This window comes from Roseivirga sp. (genome assembly GCF_049099775.1).
Taxonomy (GTDB): Bacteria; Bacteroidota; Bacteroidia; order Cytophagales; family Cyclobacteriaceae; genus Roseivirga.
The window spans coordinates 132149-155869 of sequence record NZ_JAGDZM010000002.1 but is presented as its reverse complement, the minus strand read 5'-3'; the positions used below and the strand labels follow the sequence as shown (position 1 = coordinate 155869).

At 39.8% G+C, this 23721-nt stretch carries 25 protein-coding genes; 9 read left to right on the top strand and 16 right to left on the bottom strand.

Features of this window, described 5'->3' with window-relative positions:
- Positions 1-1269: an aminotransferase class V-fold PLP-dependent enzyme gene (locus JXQ92_RS02995; protein ID WP_421985095.1), complete on the top strand. Its 1269-nt coding sequence runs from the start codon at positions 1-3 to the stop codon at positions 1267-1269.
- A 5-nt stretch (positions 1270-1274) separates the two neighbouring features.
- Here the strand turns inward: JXQ92_RS02995 and rsmI are convergent, their stop codons facing one another.
- The 11 genes from rsmI to JXQ92_RS02940 form a co-directional block, all read right to left on the bottom strand.
- Positions 1275-1952, bottom strand: a complete 678-nt coding sequence (gene rsmI, locus JXQ92_RS02990) for a 16S rRNA (cytidine(1402)-2'-O)-methyltransferase (RefSeq protein ID WP_421985094.1) — start codon at positions 1950-1952, stop codon at positions 1275-1277.
- Entirely contained in the window at positions 1952-2182 is a 231-nt protein-coding gene (locus tag JXQ92_RS02985; RefSeq protein ID WP_421985093.1) for a 4a-hydroxytetrahydrobiopterin dehydratase, read from the bottom strand. Before JXQ92_RS02985 ends, rsmI begins: the two co-directional genes overlap by 1 nt.
- 3 nt (positions 2183-2185) lie before the next feature.
- Positions 2186-2878, bottom strand: a complete 693-nt coding sequence (locus tag JXQ92_RS02980; protein ID WP_421985092.1) for a class I SAM-dependent methyltransferase — start codon at positions 2876-2878, stop codon at positions 2186-2188.
- Entirely contained in the window at positions 2878-3141 is a 264-nt protein-coding gene (locus JXQ92_RS02975; RefSeq protein ID WP_421985091.1) for a DUF493 domain-containing protein, read from the bottom strand. Before JXQ92_RS02975 ends, JXQ92_RS02980 begins: the two co-directional genes overlap by 1 nt.
- A gap of 71 nt (positions 3142-3212) precedes the next feature.
- Positions 3213-5309 carry a peptidylprolyl isomerase gene (locus JXQ92_RS02970; RefSeq protein ID WP_421985090.1) on the bottom strand — a complete coding sequence of 699 codons (2097 nt, stop codon included), beginning with the start codon at positions 5307-5309 and terminating at the stop codon, positions 3213-3215.
- A 96-nt stretch (positions 5310-5405) separates the two neighbouring features.
- Positions 5406-6674, bottom strand: coding sequence for a hemolysin family protein (locus tag JXQ92_RS02965; RefSeq protein WP_421985089.1), 1269 nt, complete (start codon positions 6672-6674; stop codon positions 5406-5408).
- The gene (locus tag JXQ92_RS02960; protein WP_421985088.1) at positions 6674-6895 is read right to left on the bottom strand and encodes a hypothetical protein; all 222 of its coding nucleotides are present in this window, start codon (positions 6893-6895) and stop codon (positions 6674-6676) included. The genes JXQ92_RS02965 and JXQ92_RS02960 overlap by 1 nt, the downstream gene beginning before the upstream one ends.
- Positions 6892-7434, bottom strand: coding sequence for an LPS export ABC transporter periplasmic protein LptC (gene lptC, locus JXQ92_RS02955; protein WP_421985087.1), 543 nt, complete (start codon positions 7432-7434; stop codon positions 6892-6894). The genes JXQ92_RS02960 and lptC overlap by 4 nt, the downstream gene beginning before the upstream one ends.
- Positions 7435-7491: 57 nt before the next feature.
- Positions 7492-8814: a hypothetical protein gene (locus JXQ92_RS02950; protein WP_421985086.1), complete on the bottom strand. Its 1323-nt coding sequence runs from the start codon at positions 8812-8814 to the stop codon at positions 7492-7494.
- Positions 8815-8825: 11 nt separating this feature from the next.
- The gene (locus JXQ92_RS02945; RefSeq protein WP_421985085.1) at positions 8826-10118 is read right to left on the bottom strand and encodes a hypothetical protein; all 1293 of its coding nucleotides are present in this window, start codon (positions 10116-10118) and stop codon (positions 8826-8828) included.
- Positions 10108-10824, bottom strand: a complete 717-nt coding sequence (locus JXQ92_RS02940; RefSeq protein ID WP_421985084.1) for a type III pantothenate kinase — start codon at positions 10822-10824, stop codon at positions 10108-10110. The genes JXQ92_RS02945 and JXQ92_RS02940 overlap by 11 nt, the downstream gene beginning before the upstream one ends.
- Positions 10825-10866: 42 nt before the next feature.
- Here JXQ92_RS02940 and JXQ92_RS02935 point away from each other — a divergent pair, with 42 nt between their 5' ends.
- From JXQ92_RS02935 to JXQ92_RS02925, 3 genes are all read left to right on the top strand, one after another.
- The gene (locus JXQ92_RS02935; RefSeq protein ID WP_421985083.1) at positions 10867-11946 is read left to right on the top strand and encodes an anhydro-N-acetylmuramic acid kinase; all 1080 of its coding nucleotides are present in this window, start codon (positions 10867-10869) and stop codon (positions 11944-11946) included.
- A 150-nt stretch (positions 11947-12096) separates the two neighbouring features.
- Positions 12097-13638 carry a sodium:proton antiporter gene (locus tag JXQ92_RS02930; RefSeq protein ID WP_421985082.1) on the top strand — a complete coding sequence of 514 codons (1542 nt, stop codon included), beginning with the start codon at positions 12097-12099 and terminating at the stop codon, positions 13636-13638.
- A 54-nt stretch (positions 13639-13692) separates the two neighbouring features.
- Positions 13693-13908 (top strand): hypothetical protein, encoded by a 216-nt coding sequence (locus JXQ92_RS02925; RefSeq protein WP_421985081.1) that lies wholly within the window; start codon positions 13693-13695, stop codon positions 13906-13908.
- Here JXQ92_RS02925 and JXQ92_RS02920 read toward each other — a convergent pair.
- Positions 13905-14321 carry a Fur family transcriptional regulator gene (locus JXQ92_RS02920; protein ID WP_421985080.1) on the bottom strand — a complete coding sequence of 139 codons (417 nt, stop codon included), beginning with the start codon at positions 14319-14321 and terminating at the stop codon, positions 13905-13907. The two genes, JXQ92_RS02925 and JXQ92_RS02920, sit on opposite strands and share 4 nt — an antisense overlap.
- 71 nt (positions 14322-14392) lie before the next feature.
- Positions 14393-14689, bottom strand: a complete 297-nt coding sequence (locus JXQ92_RS02915; protein ID WP_421985079.1) for a DUF6787 family protein — start codon at positions 14687-14689, stop codon at positions 14393-14395.
- 150 nt (positions 14690-14839) lie between these two features.
- Here JXQ92_RS02915 and JXQ92_RS02910 point away from each other — a divergent pair, with 150 nt between their 5' ends.
- On the top strand, positions 14840-15766 hold the full coding sequence (locus JXQ92_RS02910; RefSeq protein ID WP_421985078.1) for a universal stress protein: 927 nt from the start codon (positions 14840-14842) through the stop codon (positions 15764-15766).
- On the opposite strand, the gene JXQ92_RS02905 is transcribed toward JXQ92_RS02910, so the two are convergent.
- Both JXQ92_RS02905 and gpmI read right to left on the bottom strand, forming a co-directional pair.
- A complete protein-coding gene (locus tag JXQ92_RS02905; RefSeq protein WP_421985077.1) occupies positions 15763-16341 on the bottom strand; it encodes a hypothetical protein in 579 nt (192 codons plus the stop codon). The genes JXQ92_RS02910 and JXQ92_RS02905 overlap by 4 nt on opposite strands.
- On the bottom strand, positions 16338-17855 hold the full coding sequence (gene gpmI / locus JXQ92_RS02900; RefSeq protein WP_421985076.1) for a 2,3-bisphosphoglycerate-independent phosphoglycerate mutase: 1518 nt from the start codon (positions 17853-17855) through the stop codon (positions 16338-16340). Before gpmI ends, JXQ92_RS02905 begins: the two co-directional genes overlap by 4 nt.
- Positions 17856-17981: 126 nt before the next feature.
- Here gpmI and JXQ92_RS02895 point away from each other — a divergent pair, with 126 nt between their 5' ends.
- The 4 genes from JXQ92_RS02895 to JXQ92_RS02880 all read left to right on the top strand — a co-directional run bounded on the left by JXQ92_RS02895 (position 17982) and on the right by JXQ92_RS02880 (position 20843).
- Positions 17982-18389 (top strand): DUF4783 domain-containing protein, encoded by a 408-nt coding sequence (locus JXQ92_RS02895; RefSeq protein ID WP_421985075.1) that lies wholly within the window; start codon positions 17982-17984, stop codon positions 18387-18389.
- 47 nt (positions 18390-18436) lie between these two features.
- Complete coding sequence (nadC, locus tag JXQ92_RS02890) at positions 18437-19294, top strand: carboxylating nicotinate-nucleotide diphosphorylase (protein WP_421985074.1); 858 nt, start codon at positions 18437-18439, stop codon at positions 19292-19294.
- Positions 19295-19400: 106 nt separating this feature from the next.
- Positions 19401-19901 (top strand): YcxB family protein, encoded by a 501-nt coding sequence (locus tag JXQ92_RS02885; protein WP_421985073.1) that lies wholly within the window; start codon positions 19401-19403, stop codon positions 19899-19901.
- A 96-nt stretch (positions 19902-19997) separates the two neighbouring features.
- The gene (locus JXQ92_RS02880; RefSeq protein ID WP_421985072.1) at positions 19998-20843 is read left to right on the top strand and encodes a DMT family transporter; all 846 of its coding nucleotides are present in this window, start codon (positions 19998-20000) and stop codon (positions 20841-20843) included.
- Here JXQ92_RS02880 and uvrA read toward each other — a convergent pair.
- Positions 20840-23668, bottom strand: coding sequence for an excinuclease ABC subunit UvrA (gene uvrA, locus JXQ92_RS02875; protein WP_421985071.1), 2829 nt, complete (start codon positions 23666-23668; stop codon positions 20840-20842). The two genes, JXQ92_RS02880 and uvrA, sit on opposite strands and share 4 nt — an antisense overlap.
- Positions 23669-23721 lie beyond the last annotated feature (53 nt).

Here is a 23721-nt window from a genome sequence, read left to right as displayed (position 1 = left end):
ATGGACCGTAGAGACCTTTTAAAATATAGCTTTTCTGGACTGACTGCCACGGCATTGATGGGTTCAGGTTTGCGGGAAGAGTATCTTAAAAAAATTGAAAAAACAGGCTTTAAACTAGCTTCTAGTGCCAATGATGAGGATTACTGGGAGCTGGTAAAAAGTGAGTTTACTATGCATAAAGGGCTCTATTACTTTAATAACGCCTCACTCGGACCTTGCCCCAAATTGGTGGTAGATGCTACCAATGAATTCAGGGCTTTGTTAGATGGCTTTCCTTCAAGGTATATGTGGGGAGGTTGGCAAGAAGAAAAAGAAGCCGTGCGCCAGAAAGTTGCCGATATGTTTTCGGCCGATAAAGAAGAAATTGCCTTAATCCACAATACGACTGAGGGCATGAATATTATGGCCCATTCCATGGATTTAGGTCCGGGTGATGAGGTGATTCTTGCCGACCATGAGCATCCAAGCGGAACGGTTCCTTGGGTACATTGGCAAGAGATACGAGGTTTCAAAATTGTTCGCCCAAAACTACCAATACTTCCAGAGTCTAAGGATGAAATAGTGGAGGCTTACCGAAAAGCAATAACTCCGAAGACTAAGGTTATTTCTATGGTGCATGGTACAAATACCAACGGCATGATTTTACCTGTAAAGGAGGTGAGTCAAATGGCACATGAAAGAGGTGTTTTGGTTGGAGTAGATGCTGCACAAACGGCAGGTACCTTTGAGATAGACTTGCATGATTTAGGATGTGATTTTTATGCTGGGAGTGCCCATAAGTTTATGTTTGGACCAAAAGGAACAGGAATCTTTTATGCCAAAAAGGATTCTCAGAAGTATTTGAAACCCTTGATTGTTTCTAGGGCCCACTTTAGGGATCCTTCCATAAGAAGGCTGGAAAATTATAATACGCGTAACTACCCTGAAATGCTGGGCATGGGTACCGCCGTTGATTATTATAACTTGATTGGTGGAGCAAAGCGTGAAGCTCGTTTGAGGGAGCTTAAGGCCTATTTCCGAAGTAAAATTGAAGCGGATGATCGCTTTGCATTGAAAACCCCTGCTGCGGATGATTTATCATGTGCCATTCAGAATGTGGCTGTGGTTGGTAAAAAAGCCACGGATGTTAAAACGGCTCTTTTCGATCAATATATGATTGATTGTAGACCTATAAGCGGCTTCGATATTAATGGGGTGAGAATTTCGCTTTCTGTGTTTACCACGAAAGCGGATGTAGATTACTTAGTAAATGCTCTGAAGACTGTTTAAGCCTGTTATTCTTTTCCTGCAACAACAATTACAAACTCTCCTTTGATCCCTTTTTCGGAGAAATGCGTGATAATTTCTGATATGGACCCGCGTACGGTTTCTTCGAACATTTTTGTGAGTTCTCGTGAAACAGATGCTTGCCGATCGCCTAAGAATTCTTTAAGCTGTTCTAGGCTTTTGATCAAGCGGTGAGGCGATTCGTATAGGATGATGGTTCTTTCTTCTTCCGCCAATTTTTTTAGGCGTGTTTGCCTTCCTTTTTTATGCGGTAGAAAGCCTTCGAAAGTAAACTTGTCTGAAGGTAAGCCTGAATTGACTAGTGCTGGCACAAAGGCTGTAGCACCGGGCAAACAGTTTACGATTAACTCAGCTTTAATGGCTTCTCTGACCAACAAAAAACCGGGATCGGAAATAGCGGGTGTTCCGGCATCTGATATTAAGGCAAAGGTTTCGCCCGCAATCATACGCTCTACAAGTTTTTCAGCAGCTTTATGTTCGTTGAAAATATGGTAGCTCTGAAGTGGCTTATGAATATCATGATGCTTTAACAGTTTACCAGAGGTTCGCGTGTCTTCTGCAAGAATCACGTCAACTGCCTTGAGTACATTTAGAGAGCGAATTGTAATATCTTCTAGGTTGCCAATTGGGGTTGGCACAAGAAATAAGTTTGTCTTTTCAGCCATTAAACCAAGCCATCGATGATCTCAGCTAATTTACGATCATTATCTGTAACTATATTACCAGCATCGTGTGTGGTCAATTCAATTACTACCTTATTATAAACGTTCGACCAATTTGGATGATGGTCTTGTTTTTCCGCAGCAATGGCCACTCGCGTCATAAAACCGAAAGCAGCTACAAAATCCTTGAATTCGAATGTTCTGGTTAGCTTATTGTCTTTTTCTTCCCACATGGTTTATCTTTTTTCAGCGCTGATAATGTATTGATATTTCAGATTGTCTTCGTTGATATCAATTCGTTTAAAATTGGCTTTTCTCAAAGCCGATCGAACCTCTTTTGGTGCTGTTTTAAATTCGTTTGCCGGCCCCACTGGAATATCTTCGATTTTAAAGTCTACGATAATCAGTTTTCCTCCTGGTTTTAGGCCTTCTAGGAGCCTTGGGAAGTAGGTTTCTTTATTAGGGATGTAGCTATAGGTATTTACTATTAATACTAAGTCAACTTCATCACTCAAAAGATTGGGTACATCGGGAGGAGTGAGTCTTGCCTCTATATTGCTCGACCAATCGCCAACAATTTCTTTTTGACTCTCGATATATTCAAGTGCTTTCGGATCGATATCCAACGCAATAACTTTTTCGGCTGTTCTTGCTAGTTTAAACGCGAAATAACCAGCTCCAGCACCTACATCAGCAACAGTTTTACCACTAAGGTCGCCCAAATAGTCAAGAATATAGTCGGGATTTTGCCACTCGGTTCTTTCAATATCCTCAATCTTTGGTTCCAGTTGATCGGCTATTGATACTGGTTTCGGACCTTCTTTTAATTTGATGATTGGCTCCTGTTTTTCTTTTGTTTTAGAATCGCTAGAACCGCAAGACCAGCAAGTAAAAACAATTAACAATATGGTGAGTGCGGCCCTTGGCATTAAAGTGCTATTATGCCTTCAATTTTCTTGGCCTCCTTGTAAATTTCGATAACACGATCACTCGATGGCATGGTTACACTGGCCGTAACGCTTACGTACTTGCCTTTGCTAGAAGGCTTATAGTTGAGCGAAGTGTTTGGGAAGAGTTTGTCAACTTCCCCAGTCTTATCTTCAGTTACGATAAACTTGAACATATAGACCGTTGGAAAAGCATGTATGTCGTCCAACTTCTTTTTGAATTCCGATGTGGTATAGTCGTTCATAGATCAGGCTAACAATAGATCTGTTGAAAAAGTTACACAAAAAAAAATCGGCCAACTGGCCGATTTAGAAATTAATAGAATTTGTATCGTTCATCAACGACCTCGACCCTGTCGATAACAGATTGTCTGAGGGCATTCTTGATAATGTTGTAAGCTTCTTGAATTAGTTGATTCTCGTAAGAAGTGTAATCACCAATTTCCGATGCAGCTGATTTAGATTTTAACTCAACCACTACAACACCTTGGTTGTCTACTTTGTAAGGCGCTGTCTTTTCACCTGCATTGTTTAATGCAAATGTAGCACCGATAGCTTCTGGAGCAATCCCTGCATTTGGAAGGCTGTTGTCGGCCAATTTCAATGATGGGTTATTCAATAGAATAGCTTCATTTCCGTAAGACTTAGCCATTTCTGAAATTGATCCTGAAAGGCCGTTCAGCTTTGCCATAATGTACTCTGCTTTCTTCTCCTTTTTCAAGATTTCAGTGATTTCAGATCTTGCAGCGTCTATTGACTTAGTGCCTTCATCAGTTTTATTTCTATAAACAGCTACTACATATTCAGTATCAAGGTCGAAGTCTTTTACATCTCCAATAGATGCTTCTCCGTATAACCATGAAACAATTTGTCTTGCATTGTTCATTCGGCCAATAGAAATAGCGTTTCTATCAATTTCAACACCGCTAAATCTTGTATAACCGTTTTCGCTTACGTAGTCATCGAACTGGTTGATGCTTTTAGCATTGCTTGCAAATAAGCCTGCTTGTCTGTAAACCATGTCAATAGTCGATTGAGAAGGGGTAAGCTCAACTATGATTTGTGCTACTTTATATCTGTTTTTGATTTTTGGCTCTGTTACATTAACAATGTAAATATTGTTACTCGTCTCAACCAACCTTCTTACAATACCTTTTCGTGTAGTACCAAAAACAGCTGACTCAATATCTGCAGATTTTGTGTCGCCTTTTTTGATCCAACCCATATCGCCGCCTACATTGTTATAAGCGCCTTGGCTAAATTCTCTTGCAAGGTCTCCGAAAGACTCTCCGTTTCTTGCTCTTCTTAAAACGCTATTCGCTGTTTGTCTTACGCCAACAACTTCTGCGGCTGACATGCCGGCTGTGTTGAAAACAATTTGACTCGCTCTAGCAAATTCGCTATCGGTAGGAACAATTCCTGATAATTTGTGAAGGGTATAGATACCGTTTGTTAATTCTGGCCCTACTACATCGCCAACTTTCAATGAAGATAAGTTGTCTGCAATTTGGAGCGGAAGCGCTGTTGGGTCATAGGTAGCAAAACCTACTCCTTGCTCTGTAATGCTGCTTGCATAGGTCGAATCATTGTCGCTAGACATTAATTGTCTTTTGTAGCTTTCAACGTCTGCTAAGTATCCTGCTGAATCTTCTGACGAAGGGATTACAGGGAATGAAACGTAGTCGATGTCTCTAGTTTCATCAACTTTAAAATCATCTGCGTTGTCTGATAAGTAGCTGCGAATCTCTGCATCAGTGATTTCACCAATTTGTGCATCGGTAACGGTTGCGTAAGGAACGTATAAGTAATCTACATTAGCAAAAGCTAGTTGCTCTTGATAAGCTTTCTGAGCGTCGGCTAGGGTAGCGTACTCAGTTTTTGCCAGCATGTTTTCAAACTTCTCTATTGTTCTTTCGAACATAGCTTGTTGCTCGGCATTTGCGAAAGCTGCTTGAACTCTTGGATCGTATAAGTTTAATTGACTTAAGAAATTCTTAATGGATTGAACATCGTTTGAACCTAAGTTTCTCATGAAGAAGTCGTTCATGCTCTGGGAAATGTTTTTTCCCTGAACCATGTCTACTCTTTCATTATTTCCAATTTCAAGACCTAACTCATTTAGCTTGTTCGCATATGCAGTGTTTGCAATCATGCTATTCCAAATATTGTCTCTAATCAGCTGAGTGAATTGAGGAGTAGTAGCACCGTAACCTGCCGTTGCGTTCTGAACGTATGTTGCGAATACTTCTTGTGAAACTTCTTCTCCGTCAATCACACCTACATTTCTACTATTACCAAATAAGCTAGAATTCTGGCTTAAAAAGTCGGTAAGTACAAAGGCTAAGATTGAGAACCCAACTACTACTACCAGTAGTTTTCCCATTTTCTCACGAAGCGTATTAATTATTGCCATCAGTTATTTTTTAAACAGGCGCAAACATAACGGTTTTATGGCCTAAAATCAAAGGATTATCAGGACAAAACTGCCTAAAGATCAGGAGTCTCCGTGTTATTTGAGTCGGAAAAGAACATTATCGATCCTTGCGTCTTCTTTGCTGATAATTTTAATGTCGAATGTGGTGAAGTCTATCACGTCGTCAACTTCAGGAATATTCTCTGTTATTGACAAGATAAAGCCCCCTAAAGTGTCGTATTCTCCTTCAGGAATGTGCCAGTTGTATTTATCGTTTAGGTAGTCAATTTCGTGCCTGGCGCTCAGTACATATTTGGTTTCATCGAGCTTTTGTTCCACCCAATCTTCGTCGTCATCGTGCTCATCCTGAATCTCTCCGAAAATCTCTTCGATAACATCTTCTAAGCTTACAATTCCTGAAGTTCCGCCGAATTCATCTACCACAAGGGCGAGGCTTTTTCGTTCTTGAATGAACTGAATCATCAATTCGTTTGCCAGCATGGTTTCAGGAACTATTATAATTGGGGTAAGGATGCCCTCTATATCTTGAGGCTTTTTGAAGAGCTCTAGTACATGGCAATACCCAATTATTTCGTCGATATTTCCTTTGTAAACGAGAACTTTCGTATGACTGCTTTCTAAAAATTCTTGTTTGAGTTCATCGATATTGTCTTCAATGTCAACCGCAGAAATTTCAGTTCTCGGAATCATACATTCACGAACTCTTACCGTTTTGAATTCTAAGGCATTATTGAAAATCTTAGTGTCTACTTCAACGTTTGCCTGCTTTACATCTTCATGCGTATTTCTTTTGATGTAGTTGCCAAGATCGGTTAAACCGAATACTTGCCTGTCTTCCGCATACGGTTGTCTGAGTAGGTAGATGATAATGAATTTAGACATCTGCTCTATGATCCAAACCGGAATGAACATGATACAGAAGATCACAAAAAGCGGGAGGGCCAAAATGTTAAGAAGACTATTCGGGTTGATCAAAAAGATGCTTTTAGGGGTAAATTCAGCCGTAAATAGTACAATTATAGTGGAGGCAATAGTTTGAAGAATTACAACCGTGCTATCGGAGTTGATTTGCTCAGGAAGGTTTTCTGCTATTAGCGGTTCCAAAAGGGCAGCCATGTAAATACCGTAAATAACAAGGGCTATCGTATTCCCAACTAGCGCCGTATTAATTAACCTCGATGGCTTTTGAGTAAAAAAGGATAGAATTCGGCCGCTTAATTTCCCTTGTTGGCCTTGTAGTTCTATTTGAAGTTTGCTCGCACTTACAAATGCGATTTCTGTTCCAGAGAAGAATGCTGAAAAAATCAGACAAATAATGATTACCGTCAATTGATAGGGATCCATTAACGTTTTTTAGTCTTTTTTGCGTAGGGCTTTTTCTTGGCGTCCATCTTTTCTTTTTCCTTGCGCTTGGTTTGGCGGTACTTATATAAAAATAGCAATCCCAAGGACAGCATAAAAAAAGTATAGGAGTATTCTATTCCCCATGTCATGGTTAGGTGTACACCAATAATGAAAAGTACTACGGTGAGAGAAAAGATTATCGTGTCGCCTAAATTTTTCAATTGTCTTCTAGTTTGAATTCTCCATCGCGGGGTTTAGTGAATTCATAGGTGGAAAAGTCCTGTGGAGCTGTTAATCCTTCAGCAGGAATGATATCAGTGAGTGTTTGTACGGTTACAAACTTATTGGTGAATATTTTCTTGGTTTCTGGATTCCAGAATAGCTCCTCAGTGCGAAGGGTTTCTTCTTTTTCGAGGTTTCTAACGACTACATCGCCATTGGCACGATATAAGTTTTCGTTGGCTGATTTAAAGCCTTTTTGCGCAGTAAGGATAGAGGTCTTTTTACCGTTTTCGTCAAAAAATGTCACTTCGAGTCCTTCTGGAAACTCAATGTCGCCATTTTGATATTGGAGTTGTTTTTTACCTTTCATTATGACTTTCACTACGGTGGCTTCGGTCAATTTAATCAATACGTTTTCCGACTCGAATGAAGGGCCCGTATACTCTTCCATTTCGGTGAGTTTTGAGTCGTCATCCCCACAGCTTGTTGCAAATGCAAGCGCTATTGTTAAAAGGCAATATGATACGAGTTTGTTCATACAAAAAACGGTCTTCCTCATGATTGAAGAAGACCGTTTCTATTAAATTTTAAAGTGTTATTGCTCTGGTCTTCTTACCAACTTAACGCTAGTTTGAATCCAGCAGCCAACACGAATGCTTTGTCCTTCTTCTTTTCCTTCTGTAAATATATCACCAATGGCTGGGAAATACCCTCTTGCTTGTGCTGCCTTGGTGTTGTTCTTAGCTTTTACGTAGTAATCATGAGCAACGATAAACCTTGCTCTGTCCTCTACTTGGCTCTTTTTATTATCGCATTCATCGCTACCTAAAACCATATCGCCAATAAGCGTATACATTTCGTCACTTAGCGTAGGATCAACTTCTGCAGCTTGCAATGCATATTTTCTCGCTTCAGCTTTGTTGCCTTGAATTCTTTCAGTAGCAGCAACTTGCTTAATGGCTTTTCCTTTATCGGTGTTATCTTCCGTTAGCTCCGCAGCTTTTAGGAAGTAGTCTTTAGACTTATCGAAGTCTTTTTCAGAGCCGAACTTTACACCGAGTAAATAACCTACTCCGTATTGAGGGTTGCTTGAGAATACTTTCTCCGCTGCTTTTACAAACCAATCAGCATCAGTACAACCACCTTCAAATGCAAATGCAAAGATTTTATTTGCTAGTTCCGCGTTATCCGGATTTTGCTCAAATTCGGGTACTAGTTTGGTTACAACAAAGTCACAGTCAACCAATTTAAGGTCAGCTAATTTTTTGTCAACAAATTCTTTAATAGCAACCTGTCTGTTGGTGCTTTTACCAGCATCTTTCGCCTTCGCTATTTGGTAATCGATGTGTTCTGTACAACGATCATAGATTCTAAGAACCTCATCATCGTCAGTGATCACTTTTCTTACATAGGCAAAAGTAGCCATGTTCATGTAGTACCTTCCAAGTGGATAGTAAGCATCGTTACCTTTTAGAGCGTAAGCTTCTTCGAAGAGGTCTATTAATTCTTGCGTTTTGCTTTTGTCCTTGTAGTAGTACTGAAAAGCATCCATTGCCTGACGGTCAATTACTTTTTTCTTTTCTCCTTCAAAGTTGTCATAGCGCTTTTGGTATAAGTCCATGATTTTGTCGGCGTACTCTTTCTTTTCAGCGACTACTTTGGTGTTTTTGTAAGAGTCTTTCCAAACTTTAAGCGCATTGATATATACCGCAGTACTTAAACCAGGGAATTTTTCAATGATTTCATTTAGATGTGGCTTGGCAGCCTCGTAGTCTCCTTGTCCATAAACATCATCGAATAATGTCCATAGCGTTTCTGCTTCTGATCTTTTCTCAGGGTTTTCAGGCCAAAAGAATTGTGCTTGTAGTGAAGAGCACAATACCAAAAAGGCAGTCAATAACAGTGCTTTCAATTTCATATGTAATTTGTTTAGTTAAATTTTTGTCTTGTAAACCACGTTACATCTTGCAAGCTAAAGCCCAAATGAATTTTAACATAGTTTTCTCTCACTAAACCATTGGAAACGTTTCCTCGACGACCGAATGTCGCTCCAAAGTTCAGGTGAGCTTGCCCCCAAAAGGCATTTAATGGTAACGAAGCTCCAAAACTGATGCCAATATCGTCAATGGTTTCGTTATTCACCAAAAAAGGTGTCTGTTCATAATGTATTCCAAACCGATAGCTAGTTACACTAAACAATTTTTGGGCTTGGTAGTTCGGAATAAATTCTCCCCCTAAAGCAAGGCGATAAGCTTTGCCATAACCATTTTCTACAAGACCATTTTCGTCTCGGTAAGCGGACCAATCTTGAGAGAGGAAGTCAAGCCCGATGGTTAAAGTTTGAAATTTTTCATAAGATATTCCAAAGCCAAATTTGTTTGGAATAGTAATAGTTTTTTTATCGGCTTTATCATTTACCAAGGTATCACCTGATATGAAGTTACCCGTAGAGGTCTGGTTTTCTAGTGTGGCCAGAATGTTTTGTCTAAGATCTATTTCTGGATTATAAGTAGCACCAATGTTTAATCTGGAGTTAGAGCTTAATAAAAGCTTGTAAAGACCGCCTACTCCGAAAGACAATCTGTGGTAGTTTTTTGTTTGGTTAACAACCGCGTCTCCAAAGTTTGTTGTAGTTAATCCAGTAAGGGAAAATTGATCTTCTTTTTGAATAGAACCGAAAAGGAAAGATGCTTTAACACCAAACTGGAAGTTCTTTATTCTGAATGAGTTTACAACTGAAAGCTCTTCGATCCCCCCTCTGCCTTCTACTTCCACAACAGGTGTAGACCCTTCCGGACCAGTCCCTTCGCTAGAATTGATAAACCCGTAATTAACATTTGTGTATGGATTAAGACTGATGCCTAGATTCCATTTGGCGTATTTAATTGGAAGGTTAAGGCCGAAATCTTTAACCCCTCCAGCGATAGAGCTGTACGTACTATTTCCTTCTTGGCTAAAAGATCTAATGTCGAAAGAAGAACCAAGTTGGAAGATTGCTTCTTGGTTTGATGCTAAAAGAGCTGGGTTAAGGTTGTTTAGAAATAATCGAGAACCATAGGAAATACCTAGGCCACCCATTGCTGCATTTTGCGAATAACCACCCCAATTTGGGTTGCCTATACCAATAATGGAATAGCTGCTTTGATCGTACTGAGCAGCAGCTTGATTAAATAAAAAGAAGCTCCAAAAAAGAGCTAATATAATTCTTGTTTTACTCCACATTATATTCCAAAACACGATTCAACCCAACGAGCACAATTTCGAGGGAGACAAAGATGTCAGATTTTATTTTAGATTCAAACGTTTTGGAGCCTCCACCCGTCATAATCACCTTTAAACCAGCATTATTTAACAATAATTGTGAGATGTGAGACTGAATTTCGGCCGTTATTCCATTGATAACGCCGCTATTCATACTTTGGCGTGTTGATTTACCGATAAATGAATGACTATCAAGGTCTTTGAGGAGCGGTAAGTTTTTAGTGTAATCGTTCATTGATTTATATCTCAATTCAACGCCGGGACTAATTATACCCCCTTGATAAACGGCGTCCTCAGAAATGAAATCATAAGTAATGCAGGTTCCAATATCAATCACCATTAGTGGAACATCTGGAAAGATTGCATGAGCACCAACGGCCGCCGCCAATCGATCCATGCCTAAAGTATGTGGAGTTTCATAATCTACTTGAAGAGGAGTCTTTGTGTTATGATTTAGAAAAAGAGCGCTTTCCAATTCAGGAATTTTTTCTTTAATGTCTTCGGCGCTTTGGCTAACACTGCATACACCTATCTTATAATAGATTCTATCATTGATAAAGGCGCGAACACTTTCAGTGTCTTGAAAAGTCTCTGACAATTTGAGTAAGTCATTGTCAAAAACTCCGCACTTTATATTGGTGTTACCGAAATCGATTACGAGATTCATAGCTATTGAACCGCTATTATAACGAAAAGATTAGTTTTATAAATGCTTTCTCAACAACAATCTAGTTTTCTGATCATCGGAGCGATGTCTGGTACTTCTTTGGATGGGCTTGATTTGGTTGCCGTTCGATTTACTTATTTAAACGAGAAATGGTCTTTTTCAATAGAGAAAACGGAAACAATCAGTTATCCAGTGACTTTACTTGATCAATTAAAAGCGGCAATCAGATCTACCGATCAGGAAATAAAGCAACTAGACTTTGCCTTAGGTAAATATATAGGCTCAGCTATTTCGAGCTTTTGCAAGTCTATAAGGGGTCATGTTGATTTTGTGGCTTCACATGGCCATACAATTTTTCATAATCCGGAGGAAGGATACACCTTACAAATTGGGGACGGTAGGCTTCTATCTGAGCAATGCGGCCTTCCGGTGATAAATAATTTTAGGGAAAACGATGTAAAACTTGGTGGGCAAGGTGCTCCTTTAGTGCCGATAGGAGATAGAGATCTGTTCGGTAACTATGATTACTGTTTGAATTTAGGGGGCATCGCCAATATTTCATCACAGAGCGATCAGAAAAGTATCACAGCTTTTGACATTTGTCCTTTTAATATGGGCCTCAACTATTTGGCAAATCAGATTAACCGGGACTATGATCATAATGGAAAGTTAGCCAGCGAAGGGAAAGTTGATGAATCAACATTGGCTGAATTGAACAGCTTGGCCTATTTGGAAAAAGCCGCACCAAAATCTTTGGGTTATGAAGATTTCGTTGCGCATTGGTTACCGATTATAAAAGATTCTAAAATTAGTACTCAAGACTTAATGGCCACTTATTCGGAGCATTCCGCTACTCAAATTGCTTCTGAAATTAATAAGGGTAAAGAACCGTCAAAAGTGCTTGTTACCGGTGGAGGAGCATTCCATTTACAGTTTATTTCAAGACTTTCTGATCTTTCAATTGCGGAAATATGTGTGCCCAATGATAGCATTGTCAACTTCAAAGAAGCGCTCGTCTTCGCTTATTTAGGTCTTCTTAGGTATTTAGAAAAACCCAATTGTTTGGCTTCTGTTACAGGGGCAAAACATGATAATATGGGTGGAGATATGTATGGTTTTTGATTAATGAGAGGGAGTTATTTTTGCTCCTATTATCGCAGTTGGTTGATAGTCAGATTTAAATCAAAAACAGACAATATTAACTTAGGATTCATACTATCTGATTTTAAATATTGATAATCTCGTCTATATTAGCAATTCACGTCGACCTTAATGAAGAAACGCATCAATCTTTTGGTATTCCTACTTGTGCTCGGGTTTTATATACCCAATGCACAACTGATTGCTGAAATTAATGCGGTTCCAGAAACCTCAATACTCATGCAAGATGGCCATGAGGATGATGTAAAAGATAGTCATGCAGAAGATAAACAAGAGAATCATGGCGAATCTGCAACCGACGATCATGCTGCGGCCGATGATGCTCATCATGGCCCCCCTCCTGGTTGGACAGTAATACCCTTCGTTTTACTGTTAGGAATGATAGCTACTGGCCCGCTTTTTTACGAGCATTTTTGGCATAAGAATTATCCCTTAATCGCCGTTTCCCTGGCATCACTTGTAGTCCTTTACTATCTGTTTGCACTACACGATACACATGCCCCAGTTCATGCCCTGGCAGAATATGTTCAGTTTATAGCCTTGCTTTCTTCTCTATATATCGCATCTGGCGGTATTATGATAAACGTGGATAAGAAGGCCACACCTATGGCCAATGTAGGGCTGCTTCTTATTGGTGCTGTAATTTCCAATCTTATTGGAACAACAGGCGCTTCAATGCTTTTAATAAGACCTTTTATCCGTTTAAATAAGGGCAGAATAAAGCCTTACCATATTATCTTTTTCATTTTCATGGTGAGTAATATTGGCGGTGCACTTACGCCAATTGGTGACCCTCCTTTGTTCTTAGGTTTCTTGAAAGGGGTTCCGTTTATGTGGACGCTAACTCATAATCTTTTGCCATGGATTGCAGCGCTAATTATTTTGGCGATTATGTTTTACTTCTTCGATAGAAGAAATAAAGACATGGACTTGGCTCCAGAGGTGGAGTTTACCAATAAAACAACCATTGTCGGTAGTAAGAATTTCTTGTGGCTGGCTGTTATCATTGCGGCTGTTTTCATAGATCCGAATGTTATTGAAGGTGTTCCAGCAATTATCTACGATGGGCAGAAATTCTCTTTCATCCGTGAGATTATTATGCTTTCAGTAGGCTATTTATCTTTCAAATTTGCTAGTAAGAAAGCCATTGAGGGCAATGAGTTCAACTTTGAGCCTATACGAGAAGTGGCCTTTATTTTCGTAGGCATTTTTGGTACAATGATGCCTGCTTTAGCCCTTGTTAGTGAGTTTGCACAATCTGAAACAGGGGTTGCCTTAATAAACCCTAACTCTTTGTATTGGGGAACAGGGTTCTTGTCTGGATTCTTAGATAATGCTCCAACTTACTTAAACTTTTTAGCCGCTGCGCTAGCCTCTCAAGGGGGTGATATTAGCGTTGTGGCAGATGTTCAAGCTTATGCTGCGGGTGGCGAATATCCTGATTCTGTCATAAACTTGACCGCCATTGCAGTGGGTGCTGTTTTCTTTGGCGCAATGACCTACATCGGGAATGGGCCTAACTTTATGGTGAAGTCAATAGCTGAACAAACGGGTATTCACATGCCATCATTCTTCGGTTATATTCTTCGGTATTCCGTACCGATTCTCTTGCCAATATTTCTGGTGATTTGGCTACTATTCTTCGTTTTATAACCATTTATTTTAAACCAAAGTCTCAATTAGTGAGTATATTGATGTAAGAAGTCAATGGATACTTTCTACTACGATATTTTATGGAGCGGTATCACTTATGTGATCCTGACTTATTTGGCCTTTAAACTCATGCGAAGTAAAAAGTCAAATAACGGTTCCAGCGACGATGGAGATCAGGACTTATCTATTCCGCCAAAGATCGATTTGCCACCCGGCATAGTATGGCCAAAAGACTTAGATAAGTTGAAAGAAGAAGAGGTGCTAGTTTAGGCACACTTGGCACAAGTTCCGGTAATAAGGAAGTTGCTTTCGGCCATTTGAAAACCATCTGGCAGTGTTACGCTCGGTATATTCACATGATCTAGACAGGTAGTTTCATCGCAGGACTGACACTTAAAATGAATGTGGTTGTGTTGATGTTCAGCTTCACTACAATTATCATTACACAGCGCATATCTTGTTGCCCCGCTATCGTCCAGTACCTTATGAATGAGTCCTTTCTCTAAGAATGATTTTAAGGTTCTATAGATCGTTACTCTATCATATTTTCCATCTATATCCGATTCAATGTCGCTATGAGATATGGCAATATTTCGGTGTAGAAAAATGGATAGCACATCTTTTCTACCTTGAGTAAGGCGAAGAGAATGTTTTTTTAGTAAGCTTTTTACTTGTCCGTCCACAATCAAATATAATCAAATTTGAATTTCGAAGTGATTAGAAAAGGGACATTCTGAGGGATAAAGGCTGCTATTTACTTCCTGCCTGTTATTCTTCTGAACATTTTCTTTTCCCACTCCCAAAAGAACGCAAACTGACCAAAAATAAATCCATAAATGAGGATAAGAATTTGGTAAAGAGGGAAAACAAGCAAAATATAGAGTAAAATACCTTTTGTGCCTTTGATGCTATCTAGACCTACTAATTCGAAGAGAAATGGCTTTATAAATAAAACGGTAGATCCTGTAAAGGCAAAGACGATCAACACCATTATGGTTTGAAACAAGGATTTCAGTCCCCATTTGCCTTGTAGTCTTTTTAGATAGCTCATTTACCCTTTGTATTCTTAGTTAGGAGTGCAAATGTAAAAAAGGAGCGGTGTTATCCCGAACATGCTTGAATTTTCATCTAAAAAAAACCTTTCAGGCTGGAAAAGGGAGGATTTATTCAATAAATTACCATACAAACTCAACCACGAATTATGCAAGATCTTAGCAAGTTTCAGCGAATGATGGTCACGCTTGACCTCACCGAAATGGATGTTTACTTAATTAAGTATGCTTCTATGATTGCCAAGGCATTTGAAATTGATGCGGTGTACTTTTTGCACGTTACTACTTCTCTAGAGTTACCAGAGGAGATTCAGGAAAAATATGGCAATATGATGGCCCCTGTGGACGAAACGCTCGAAAGGGAAATGCAAGTTGTGATAGACGAGTATTTTGAAAAGCCAGAAAACTGCGATATGCAAATCAAGGTTCAAGCAGGCGCGGTTACTGATGAGATACTAAAATTTGCGAAGGTTAAAGTGGTGGACTTGATTCTTCTAGGAAGAAAGGAAGAGTTGTCTGGATCTGGTTTACACTCTAAGAAAATAGCTAAAGGAAGTGCTTCTTCTGTAATATTCGTTCCTGAGGAAGAAAAATACGAGTTGAAGAAAATCTTGGTTTCTATAGACTATTCCGAACACTCGAAAATGGCTTTTGAAATAGCCATTGATATTCAGAAAAAGACGGGAGCCAAATTGTTAAGCAATAACGTGTACCGCGTTCCGGTAGGCTTTGCTAAATCTGGTAAGAGCTATGAGGAATTTGCCGAAATTATGCTCGAAAACACTAAAGAACAATGCGATAAATTCTTTAGTCAAATGAACTTAGAAGGTGTGGACTACGATCATACGTACGCTCTAGATGATGACCCACATCCGGCCGATAAAATATATAGAACAGGGGCAGAATTAGATGTTGATATGATCATCCTAGGTTCAAAAGGAAGGTCTAGTGCTGCTGCTTTCCTGATTGGGAGCGTTGCAGAGAAACTTCTAATGGAGGATAATGATATTCCGATGTTCTTAGTGAAAAAGGGAAATGAAAACATGAGCTTCTTAGAAGCCCTTTTCCGTCTCTAGTAAATGATCGTTCCTACAATAGAGTAATTAAGGTCTTTTTTCACGGCCATAGTTTCTCCCCCCTTAATATCGAAACCGACGAGGTGTTGTTCCGAATTGAAATGAAGAGTCATCTCTTTAGATACTTCATATACGGTGTTTGACTCTTTTACCGAAACCCGAATTTCCTTTAGGGTGTCATTTTCATAAGTACATTCAAGAACTTTAACGGGGTTCTTTTGCGTCTTAGCTGTGAATATTGATTTGGAAAGGCCGTTGATCACGGGCAGGTGTTCTTCAAAATATTCCCCTTCAAAGCCCTTTTTATTAATATTCGCTTCGTAGAATAACTTCAGTTGTCTTTTCCAGCCTTGAACGGAATCAGGGTCAATGGTCAAGTTCTCTTTAGCCCCTTGCGCTGTCAATTCCTTTTTAAGTTTCGCCTCTGAACTTGTGAGGTATTCAACCTGGCTGTCGAGAAGCGTTTGTAAATCGAAATAAGAACTTTCTCCAACACTTGTATTTGTACCTTCTCCAGTACAAGCTGAAATCGTCCCAATTAATGCGAAAGTAAAAAAGAGCTTTATTCTGTTCATATTAGTAAGTCGCCAGTCATCTCAACGGGCGTATCTACACCCATAAGCTTGAGTATTGTAGGCGCTAAATCACCGAGTTTTCCGTCTTTCATTTCAGGTTTTATCTCCTTATCAACTAGAATACAGGGTACAAGGTTTGTTGTATGTGCTGTATTTGGAGAACCATCGGGGTTTACCATGATGTCGGAGTTGCCATGATCGGCAATCACTATGGTAGTATAATCATTGGCCAAAGCGGCATCAATTACCGCTCCAGAGCAAGTATCCACTGTTTCACAGGCTTTGACAGCAGCATTGAAATCACCTGTATGGCCTACCATATCTGCGTTTGCAAAATTCAAACAAATAAAGTCTGCACTCTGATTATTTAACTCAGGAATGATTGCATCCTTTATGTCATGAGCGCTCATTTCAGGCTTAAGATCATAGGTGGCAACTTTTGGAGAAGGGCATAAAAGTCTTTTTTCGCCTTCAAACTCCTTCTCTCTTCCGCCACTAAAAAAGAAGGTCACGTGTGGGTACTTTTCCGTTTCAGCTATGCGAATTTGTTTCTTATTGGCATGGGTTAAAACTTCTCCTAAAGTATTATTTAGGTTGTCTTTATTAAAGATGACTTTTACGCCTTGAAATGAGTCATCATAGTTTGTCATGGTCACATAATGAAAGCTTCGTTTTTCCATACCGAAGTCCGGGAAATCAGACTGAGTAAGTGCCTGAGTAATTTGACGTCCCCTATCAGTTCGGAAATTAAAACAAATCACAACATCTCCTTCTTCCATTTTGCCAACAGGCTCACCTTCCGAAGTATGAACGATAGGTTTAATGAATTCGTCAGTTACTCCTGAGTCGTAAGAATCTTGTATTGAAGAAAGTAGGTCCATGGAAACTGTTCCTGTTCCATTAACCATGGCGTCATAGGCTAGTTTTACTCTTTCCCATCGGTTATCTCTATCCATGGCAAAGTACCTTCCTGTAATAGACGCGATAGTTCCTGTGGTTTGCTCCGCATGATCTAAGACCTCTTTTAGGTAAGACTTACCTCCTCTTGGGTCAGTATCTCTGCCATCAGTAAAGGCATGAACAAAAACCTTGTCCAGTGACATTCCAGCACAAATGGATAATAAGCCTTTCAGGTGACCAATGTGAGAATGTACACCACCATCTGAAACTAAGCCCATAAGGTGTATCTTCTTATTGTTTTCTTTAGCGAAAGTAAATGCACTCTTTAGCGTTTCATTTTCCGCTAGTGTGTTTTCGGCAACCGCTTTATTGATCTTTACCAAATCCTGGTAAACCACTCTGCCTGCGCCAATATTCATGTGGCCCACTTCGGAATTTCCCATTTGCCCTTCAGGTAGTCCAACGGCTAATCCAGAAGCTTCAAGTTTACTATGGTTATAACCCTTAAAAAGGGAGTCAATGACCGGTGTATTGGCCTTGTCAATGGCTGAAACAGACTTATCTTGGGCTAACCCCCAACCGTCTAGAATCATCAATAAAACGCGTTTGTTCATACCACAAATATAAATATTAAAGGCTGGTTTGTTTGTGCAGGCACATTGTATTACTTTAATAAATGTTGATTATTCTATGAAACAATTGGCATTATTTTCGTTATCAAGAGGACAGAATCCTTAGACATGCATAAACTACGCACAAACACACTTATAGTACTGGCACTTATCATTTCATTTGGTGTGGTAGCTCAAGAAAGTGAAGATATTATGGAGCGTGTTGAAGACGCGCTAAAATCCAGTAGTTCGAAGGAGCTGACTAAGCACCTTCATTCAAAACTAGAAATTAGGCTCGATGGTGAACGCAAAGAATATAGCAAGAACCAAGCGGAGATTATGCTAAAGCAATTTTTTCAACAGAACCCGGCTACTGGCTTTGAGTTTATTCATGAAGGAGATAACGATTCTGGTGGAATTCTCTATGCCATTGGTACGTATACATCTTCTTCTGGGAAGCACAGAGTTGTAGTAAGGGCCAAGAAGTACGCAAAAAAGTATAAAGTCTACCGATTAGAATTTTCTAAGGAGCGCTAATCCTACTCATTTCATTTTCTAGTGAGTGCTTTTAGCTATTTTTGGGTATGAGACCTGCATACGTTACCGATGAAGCTTTAGACAGTTTTATTCAAAACGCTTTTATTGAAGATATAGGAGATGGTGATCACTCCACTTTAGCTTCAGTCCCTGAAGACGCTACCAATTCCGCATATTTAATTATGAAGGAAAATGGCGTGATAGCCGGGATGGACTTGGCCGAATGCATTTTTAGAGAACTAGATCCTGAAATGGAACTAGAAGCCTTAGCTGAAGATGGCGATGCCGTTTTTAGAGGCGACGTTATTCTAAGACTCAAAGGAAACGCTCGAGCTATTTTGAGCGGAGAGCGACTGCTACTGAACTGTATGCAACGCATGAGTGGTATTGCCACGAAAACCGCCGAAATGAATAAACTAATTTCAGGAACTAAGGCTAGACTTTTAGATACACGAAAGACAACACCCAACATGAGAATGTTGGAAAAGTGGGCAGTTTTAATCGGTGGAGGGGTTAATCATCGGTATGGTTTGTATGACATGATTATGCTGAAAGACAACCATAATGATTTTGCAGGAGGAATCACGGCTGCGGTAACTGCTACGAAAACATATCTGAAGCATACCGGCAGGGATTTAAAGATAGAAGTGGAAACACGCAATCTAGAAGAAGTGGAAGAAGCACTTTCGGTAGGAGGTGTGGATAGAATTATGCTTGATAATATGTCGAATACTGATATGTCGAAAGCAGTATCAATAATCGCAGGCCGCTCAGAGACAGAGGCTTCCGGTGGCATTACCGAAAGAACCATTCGCGGGGTTGCAGAAACCGGTGTCGATTTTATTTCCGTTGGAGCACTTACTCATTCAATTAAAAGTTTGGATATCAGCCTCAAAGCCGAATAATTTGTCAAAGAACAAGCGCAATTTTTTAGTACTATTGATAGAAGCCTTGGTTTTGATCATTATGTTTGTGTTCCTTTTTCGACACTGTGTATAAAGAGGCTTAATTATGATTGTTAAAACAAAAAAATACGCGTTAGATAAGAAGGCTTACCGACGCGCCGGAATGCGCAATGTGCTTACTCAACAATGGTGGGTAGGTCTTATCGTTTTAGCCATTTCTTCAATGACATTCGTGATTCCATCCAATTGGTGGTGGATTGGTGCATTAATCACCTTCACTCTTTATTTATTATTCTGGTTGATACAGTTTGCGGGTGTTACGCAACTTGAGCAGAGTAAAATGCTATTCGAAAAACTTTCTTACGAGATTAATAGTCAGCAGATTTTAATCAAAATGAATTCCAAGCAAGGCATGCCGATGAAATGGGATCAGATTAAAAAAGCCTGGGTAGATAAAAATCAAATTGTTCTGGTTGTAAGTAAAGCTCAACTAATGCTTTTTCCTTTTACGGCATTTAAAACGCAGAATGAGGTAAAGTTTGTAGAAACTATATTGAAGCGTAAAGGGCTGTTAAAGAACAATGCTCCTGATGAGCAGAAGGCCTAGGACTTTAAGTAGTAAGACCATCTATTTGTCAAGTCTTTGACTTAAAGTGTATCAAGTGCAACTCAACTTGAAGTTAGATTCAATTACATTTGCCTCTTGAACTCTCGCTATTACACAGAAGGACTGATTGCCGTTTTCCTATTTGGAATTACCCCTGTTTTTATAAAAGAGGTTTCGGCCAATGCCTATACGATTGGAATCGTTCGATTAATCATTGGCTCTGTTTTTCTTTTTAGCCTAGTTCGGGTTAGAAAACTCAAAAAACTATCTAGGAAAGACTGGAAAGGACTATTATACATCGGCCTTCTTTTTGGTGCACATTGGATGACTTATTTCATCAGCGTTAAACTTTCGACTCCTTCGATGGCTATACTCTCAGTGTCTTCTTTTGGCCTTCACATGATTTATTTAAACTGGATCATCAATGGTCAAAAGCCATTACTTAAGGACCTCTTGGCTGTTTTCGTAGCCTTAATAGGTATATTCTTGATTGTACCGGAATTTAGCTTGGGCAATGACCTTACAGCTGGGATTCTGGTGGGTTTGGTGAGTGCATTTTTCTTTGCTGTATTACCCTTTGTGCAGCGAAGGCATCAACATATTGATTCTTTAACGCGCGCCTTTGGCCAATATGCTTTTGCAATGATTATCTTTTTGGTGATGATTAGTGAGTCAAACTGGGACCTTTCAGATCAAGATTGGCTGTTTTTAGGGATTCTAGGCCTTGTTTGCACCGTAGGGGCACATACGCTTTGGTTAAGAGCATCAACTATGCTAGCCCCGGCAAAAATTAGTCTTATTTTCTACTTAGGAACACCTGTCGCCATGATCACAAGCTACCTGTTTTTGGGAGAAGACATGAGCGGTTCTAAGCTGCTCGGCGCTGGGTTAATCATTTCTGCTAACATTTTTAGCGCTCTAAAAAAGCGTGATAAAGCCTAATCTAATACTTCGGACAAGTAGTGTGCTGTGTGATTGTCTTTTAGTTTAATCATCTCTTCCGGCGTTCCCTTAAAGCAAAGGTTGCCCCCTGCGTCTCCGCCTTCAGGCCCTAGATCAATAATCCAGTCCGCACATTTAATTACTTCTGTATTATGTTCTATTATAACAACGGAGTTGCCTTGCGCAACAAGGGCATTGATCGACTTCATCAATTTACTAATGTCGTGAAAGTGCAACCCGGTGGTAGGTTCATCGAAAATAAAGAGAATATTCTCCTTGGAAGAGCTCTTACTTTTCGATCCTCCTTTACCTAAGAAATAAGCCAATTTTACACGTTGGGCTTCCCCACCACTCAGTGAGTTTGAGGATTGGCCAAGTCTGATATAGCCTAAGCCTACTTCTTGCAGCGGAGCCAATTTGGCGATCACAGATCTTTCGCCAGCGAAAAACTCCATGGCATCGTCAATAGTCATGTCAAGCACATCAGCGATGTGCTTATCGTTAAATGTAACCTCTAGAATTTCTTGCTTGAATCTCTGTCCTTTGCAGCTTTCACATGTCAAGTGAATATCGGCCATAAACTGCATTTCAATTTTTACTACACCTTCCCCTTGGCATGTCTCACATCTACCACCATCCACGTTAAAGGAGAAGAAAGCTGGTTTGTAGCCTCTTTGTTTGGCAACTGGCTGATCAGTAAAAAGTTGTCGAATAGCATCGTAAGCTTTTACATAGGTGACAGGGTTTGATCTTGAAGACTTACCGATTGGATTTTGATCAACAAACTCTATTTGACTCACTGATTTGAGTGAGCCCTCGAGTCCGTCCATTTTACCGGTTTGCTCTCCTACCGTGCCGAGCATTTTTCCAAGTCCGGGGTAGAGTAACTTCTTAACTAATGTAGATTTACCTGAACCACTTACTCCTGTGACAACGGATAATACACCAAGCGGTATTTCGACATTGAATCCTTTTAAGTTGTTTTCGCGAGCTCCGTTGATATGAATACTATCACGCCATTGCCGTCTCACATTTGGTATTTCTAGGCGTTCAGATCCATTGAGGTATTTAGCGGTATAAGTATTTCCAGCGGCTTTAAGCTCACCTAGAGTTCCTTGAAACATTAATTCACCTCCGTTTGACCCGGCATCTGGACCGATGTCGATGATTTGGTCTGCTGCATGCATTACTTTCTCCTCATGCTCTACCACAACTACCGTATTACCTAAGTCGCGGAGGGTCTTTAAAACAGAAATTAGTCGATCGGTATCTCTTGGGTGAAGTCCAATGCTCGGTTCATCTAAAATATACATAGAACCAACGAGCGCACTTCCCAGAGATGTGGCCAGTTTTATACGCTGGTATTCTCCGCCTGAAAGAGACGAAGTCAAGCGATTGAGTGTAAGATAGCCTAGTCCAACTTTGTCAAGGTAGTCTAGCCTATTCTTAATTTCTTTAATCAGCCTACCGGCTATTTTTTCTTCGAATGCACTTAGTTCTAGCTTGTCAAAAAACTGAATTGTAGTTTGAACGGATTGCAAAACGATATCTGTGATAGACTTCTCTCCAATTTTTACATAAGCCGCGTCTTTTCGTAAACGAGTACCCATACATTCAGGACAATCCGTTCGCCCACGGTAACGAGATAGCATCACACGGTACTGAATCTTATGAGTTTTAGATTCTAAAAAGCTAAAGAACTTGTGGATGCCTTTAAAGAATTTGTTGCCCGTCCAAAGTAATTCTTGTTCCTCAGGAGTGAGTTCACCAAATGATCTGTGAATAGGAAAGTCAAATTCAATACCATGTTTAAGGATTGGTTCAACCCATTTTTTCATAGTTTCACTACGCCATGGCGCGATAGCACCTTCATAAACGGATAGTGATTTATCTGGGATTACTAGGTCTGGGTCAATGCCTAATATTTTACCAAACCCTTCACACCTTTTACAAGCACCATAAGGGTTATTGAAGGTGAAAAGGTTTACACTTGGTTCTTCAAATACGATTCCGTCTGCTTCGAAACGATCAGAAAAATTAAACCTTCCATCGCCAGGAATTTCAATAATACAATCTCCCTCCCCTTCAAAAAGAGCAGTTTGAACAGAGTCGCCGAACCTAAACTGTGTGTCCTCATCGTTTTTAACAACTCCTCTGTCAATTAAAATCTCTAATGACTTACCTTCTATTTCTGAAGGATTCTCCAATAAGTCCTCAATAAAATAGGGGTCACCGTTTGATAGAACACGGGTATATCCTTTTTGAAGTAGAATATTAAGTTCCTGCTCAAGTGCTCTATCCTCTTTTTCCAAAAGGGGGCATAATATCATGATCCGCGTGCCTTCTGGCTTGGTCATTAAAAAATCGACAATCCCTGTTACGCTATCTCTTTCTACTAATTCGCCACTAACTGGAGAATAGGTTTTGCCGATTCTGGCAAAAAGTAATTTTAAATAATCATAAATTTCAGTGGAGGTGCCTACGGTAGACCTTGGGTTTCGAGTACTAACTTTTTGCTCAATAGCAATAGCAGGAGACACCCCTTTGATGTAATCTACTTCTGGTTTTTCCATTCTACCCAAAAACTGTCTTGCATAGCTGCTCAAGCTTTCCACATACATTCGTTGCCCCTCAGCAAATAAGGTATCGAAGGCTAAAGATGATTTTCCCGAACCTGAAAGCCCTGTGACAACGACCAATTTATTGCGCGGAATGGCTACACTGAGGCTTTTGAGGTTATTTACCTTGGCTCCTTTGATAATGATAAACTCTTTTGGGTCGAGGTCATCAATAGGGGTTTTGTTTGAGACAGTTGTTGAATTCATGAGGATGCAAAGATAACAGAGCGAATAGCTAAATGTTACTTAAATTTTAACTT

What these genes read in the sequence shown, in the direction of transcription:
- JXQ92_RS02995 (WP_421985095.1), top strand. Translation starts at nt 1, where the DNA reads ATGGACCGTAGAGACCTTTTAAAATATAGCTTTTCTGGACTGACTGCC.
- rsmI (WP_421985094.1), bottom strand. Translation starts at nt 1,952, where the DNA reads ATGGCTGAAAAGACAAACTTATTTCTTGTGCCAACCCCAATTGGCAAC.
- JXQ92_RS02985 (WP_421985093.1), bottom strand. Translation starts at nt 2,182, where the DNA reads ATGTGGGAAGAAAAAGACAATAAGCTAACCAGAACATTCGAATTCAAG.
- JXQ92_RS02980 (WP_421985092.1), bottom strand. Translation starts at nt 2,878, where the DNA reads ATGCCAAGGGCCGCACTCACCATATTGTTAATTGTTTTTACTTGCTGG.
- JXQ92_RS02975 (WP_421985091.1), bottom strand. Translation starts at nt 3,141, where the DNA reads ATGAACGACTATACCACATCGGAATTCAAAAAGAAGTTGGACGACATA.
- JXQ92_RS02970 (WP_421985090.1), bottom strand. Translation starts at nt 5,309, where the DNA reads ATGGCAATAATTAATACGCTTCGTGAGAAAATGGGAAAACTACTGGTA.
- JXQ92_RS02965 (WP_421985089.1), bottom strand. Translation starts at nt 6,674, where the DNA reads ATGGATCCCTATCAATTGACGGTAATCATTATTTGTCTGATTTTTTCA.
- lptC (WP_421985087.1), bottom strand. Translation starts at nt 7,434, where the DNA reads ATGAACAAACTCGTATCATATTGCCTTTTAACAATAGCGCTTGCATTT.
- JXQ92_RS02950 (WP_421985086.1), bottom strand. Translation starts at nt 8,814, where the DNA reads ATGAAATTGAAAGCACTGTTATTGACTGCCTTTTTGGTATTGTGCTCT.
- JXQ92_RS02945 (WP_421985085.1), bottom strand. Translation starts at nt 10,118, where the DNA reads ATGTGGAGTAAAACAAGAATTATATTAGCTCTTTTTTGGAGCTTCTTT.
- JXQ92_RS02940 (WP_421985084.1), bottom strand. Translation starts at nt 10,824, where the DNA reads ATGAATCTCGTAATCGATTTCGGTAACACCAATATAAAGTGCGGAGTT.
- JXQ92_RS02935 (WP_421985083.1), top strand. Translation starts at nt 10,867, where the DNA reads ATGCTTTCTCAACAACAATCTAGTTTTCTGATCATCGGAGCGATGTCT.
- JXQ92_RS02930 (WP_421985082.1), top strand. Translation starts at nt 12,097, where the DNA reads ATGAAGAAACGCATCAATCTTTTGGTATTCCTACTTGTGCTCGGGTTT.
- JXQ92_RS02925 (WP_421985081.1), top strand. Translation starts at nt 13,693, where the DNA reads ATGGATACTTTCTACTACGATATTTTATGGAGCGGTATCACTTATGTG.
- JXQ92_RS02915 (WP_421985079.1), bottom strand. Translation starts at nt 14,689, where the DNA reads ATGAGCTATCTAAAAAGACTACAAGGCAAATGGGGACTGAAATCCTTG.
- JXQ92_RS02910 (WP_421985078.1), top strand. Translation starts at nt 14,840, where the DNA reads ATGCAAGATCTTAGCAAGTTTCAGCGAATGATGGTCACGCTTGACCTC.
- JXQ92_RS02905 (WP_421985077.1), bottom strand. Translation starts at nt 16,341, where the DNA reads ATGAACAGAATAAAGCTCTTTTTTACTTTCGCATTAATTGGGACGATT.
- gpmI (WP_421985076.1), bottom strand. Translation starts at nt 17,855, where the DNA reads ATGAACAAACGCGTTTTATTGATGATTCTAGACGGTTGGGGGTTAGCC.
- JXQ92_RS02895 (WP_421985075.1), top strand. Translation starts at nt 17,982, where the DNA reads ATGCATAAACTACGCACAAACACACTTATAGTACTGGCACTTATCATT.
- nadC (WP_421985074.1), top strand. Translation starts at nt 18,437, where the DNA reads ATGAGACCTGCATACGTTACCGATGAAGCTTTAGACAGTTTTATTCAA.
- JXQ92_RS02885 (WP_421985073.1), top strand. Translation starts at nt 19,401, where the DNA reads ATGATTGTTAAAACAAAAAAATACGCGTTAGATAAGAAGGCTTACCGA.
- uvrA (WP_421985071.1), bottom strand. Translation starts at nt 23,668, where the DNA reads ATGAATTCAACAACTGTCTCAAACAAAACCCCTATTGATGACCTCGAC.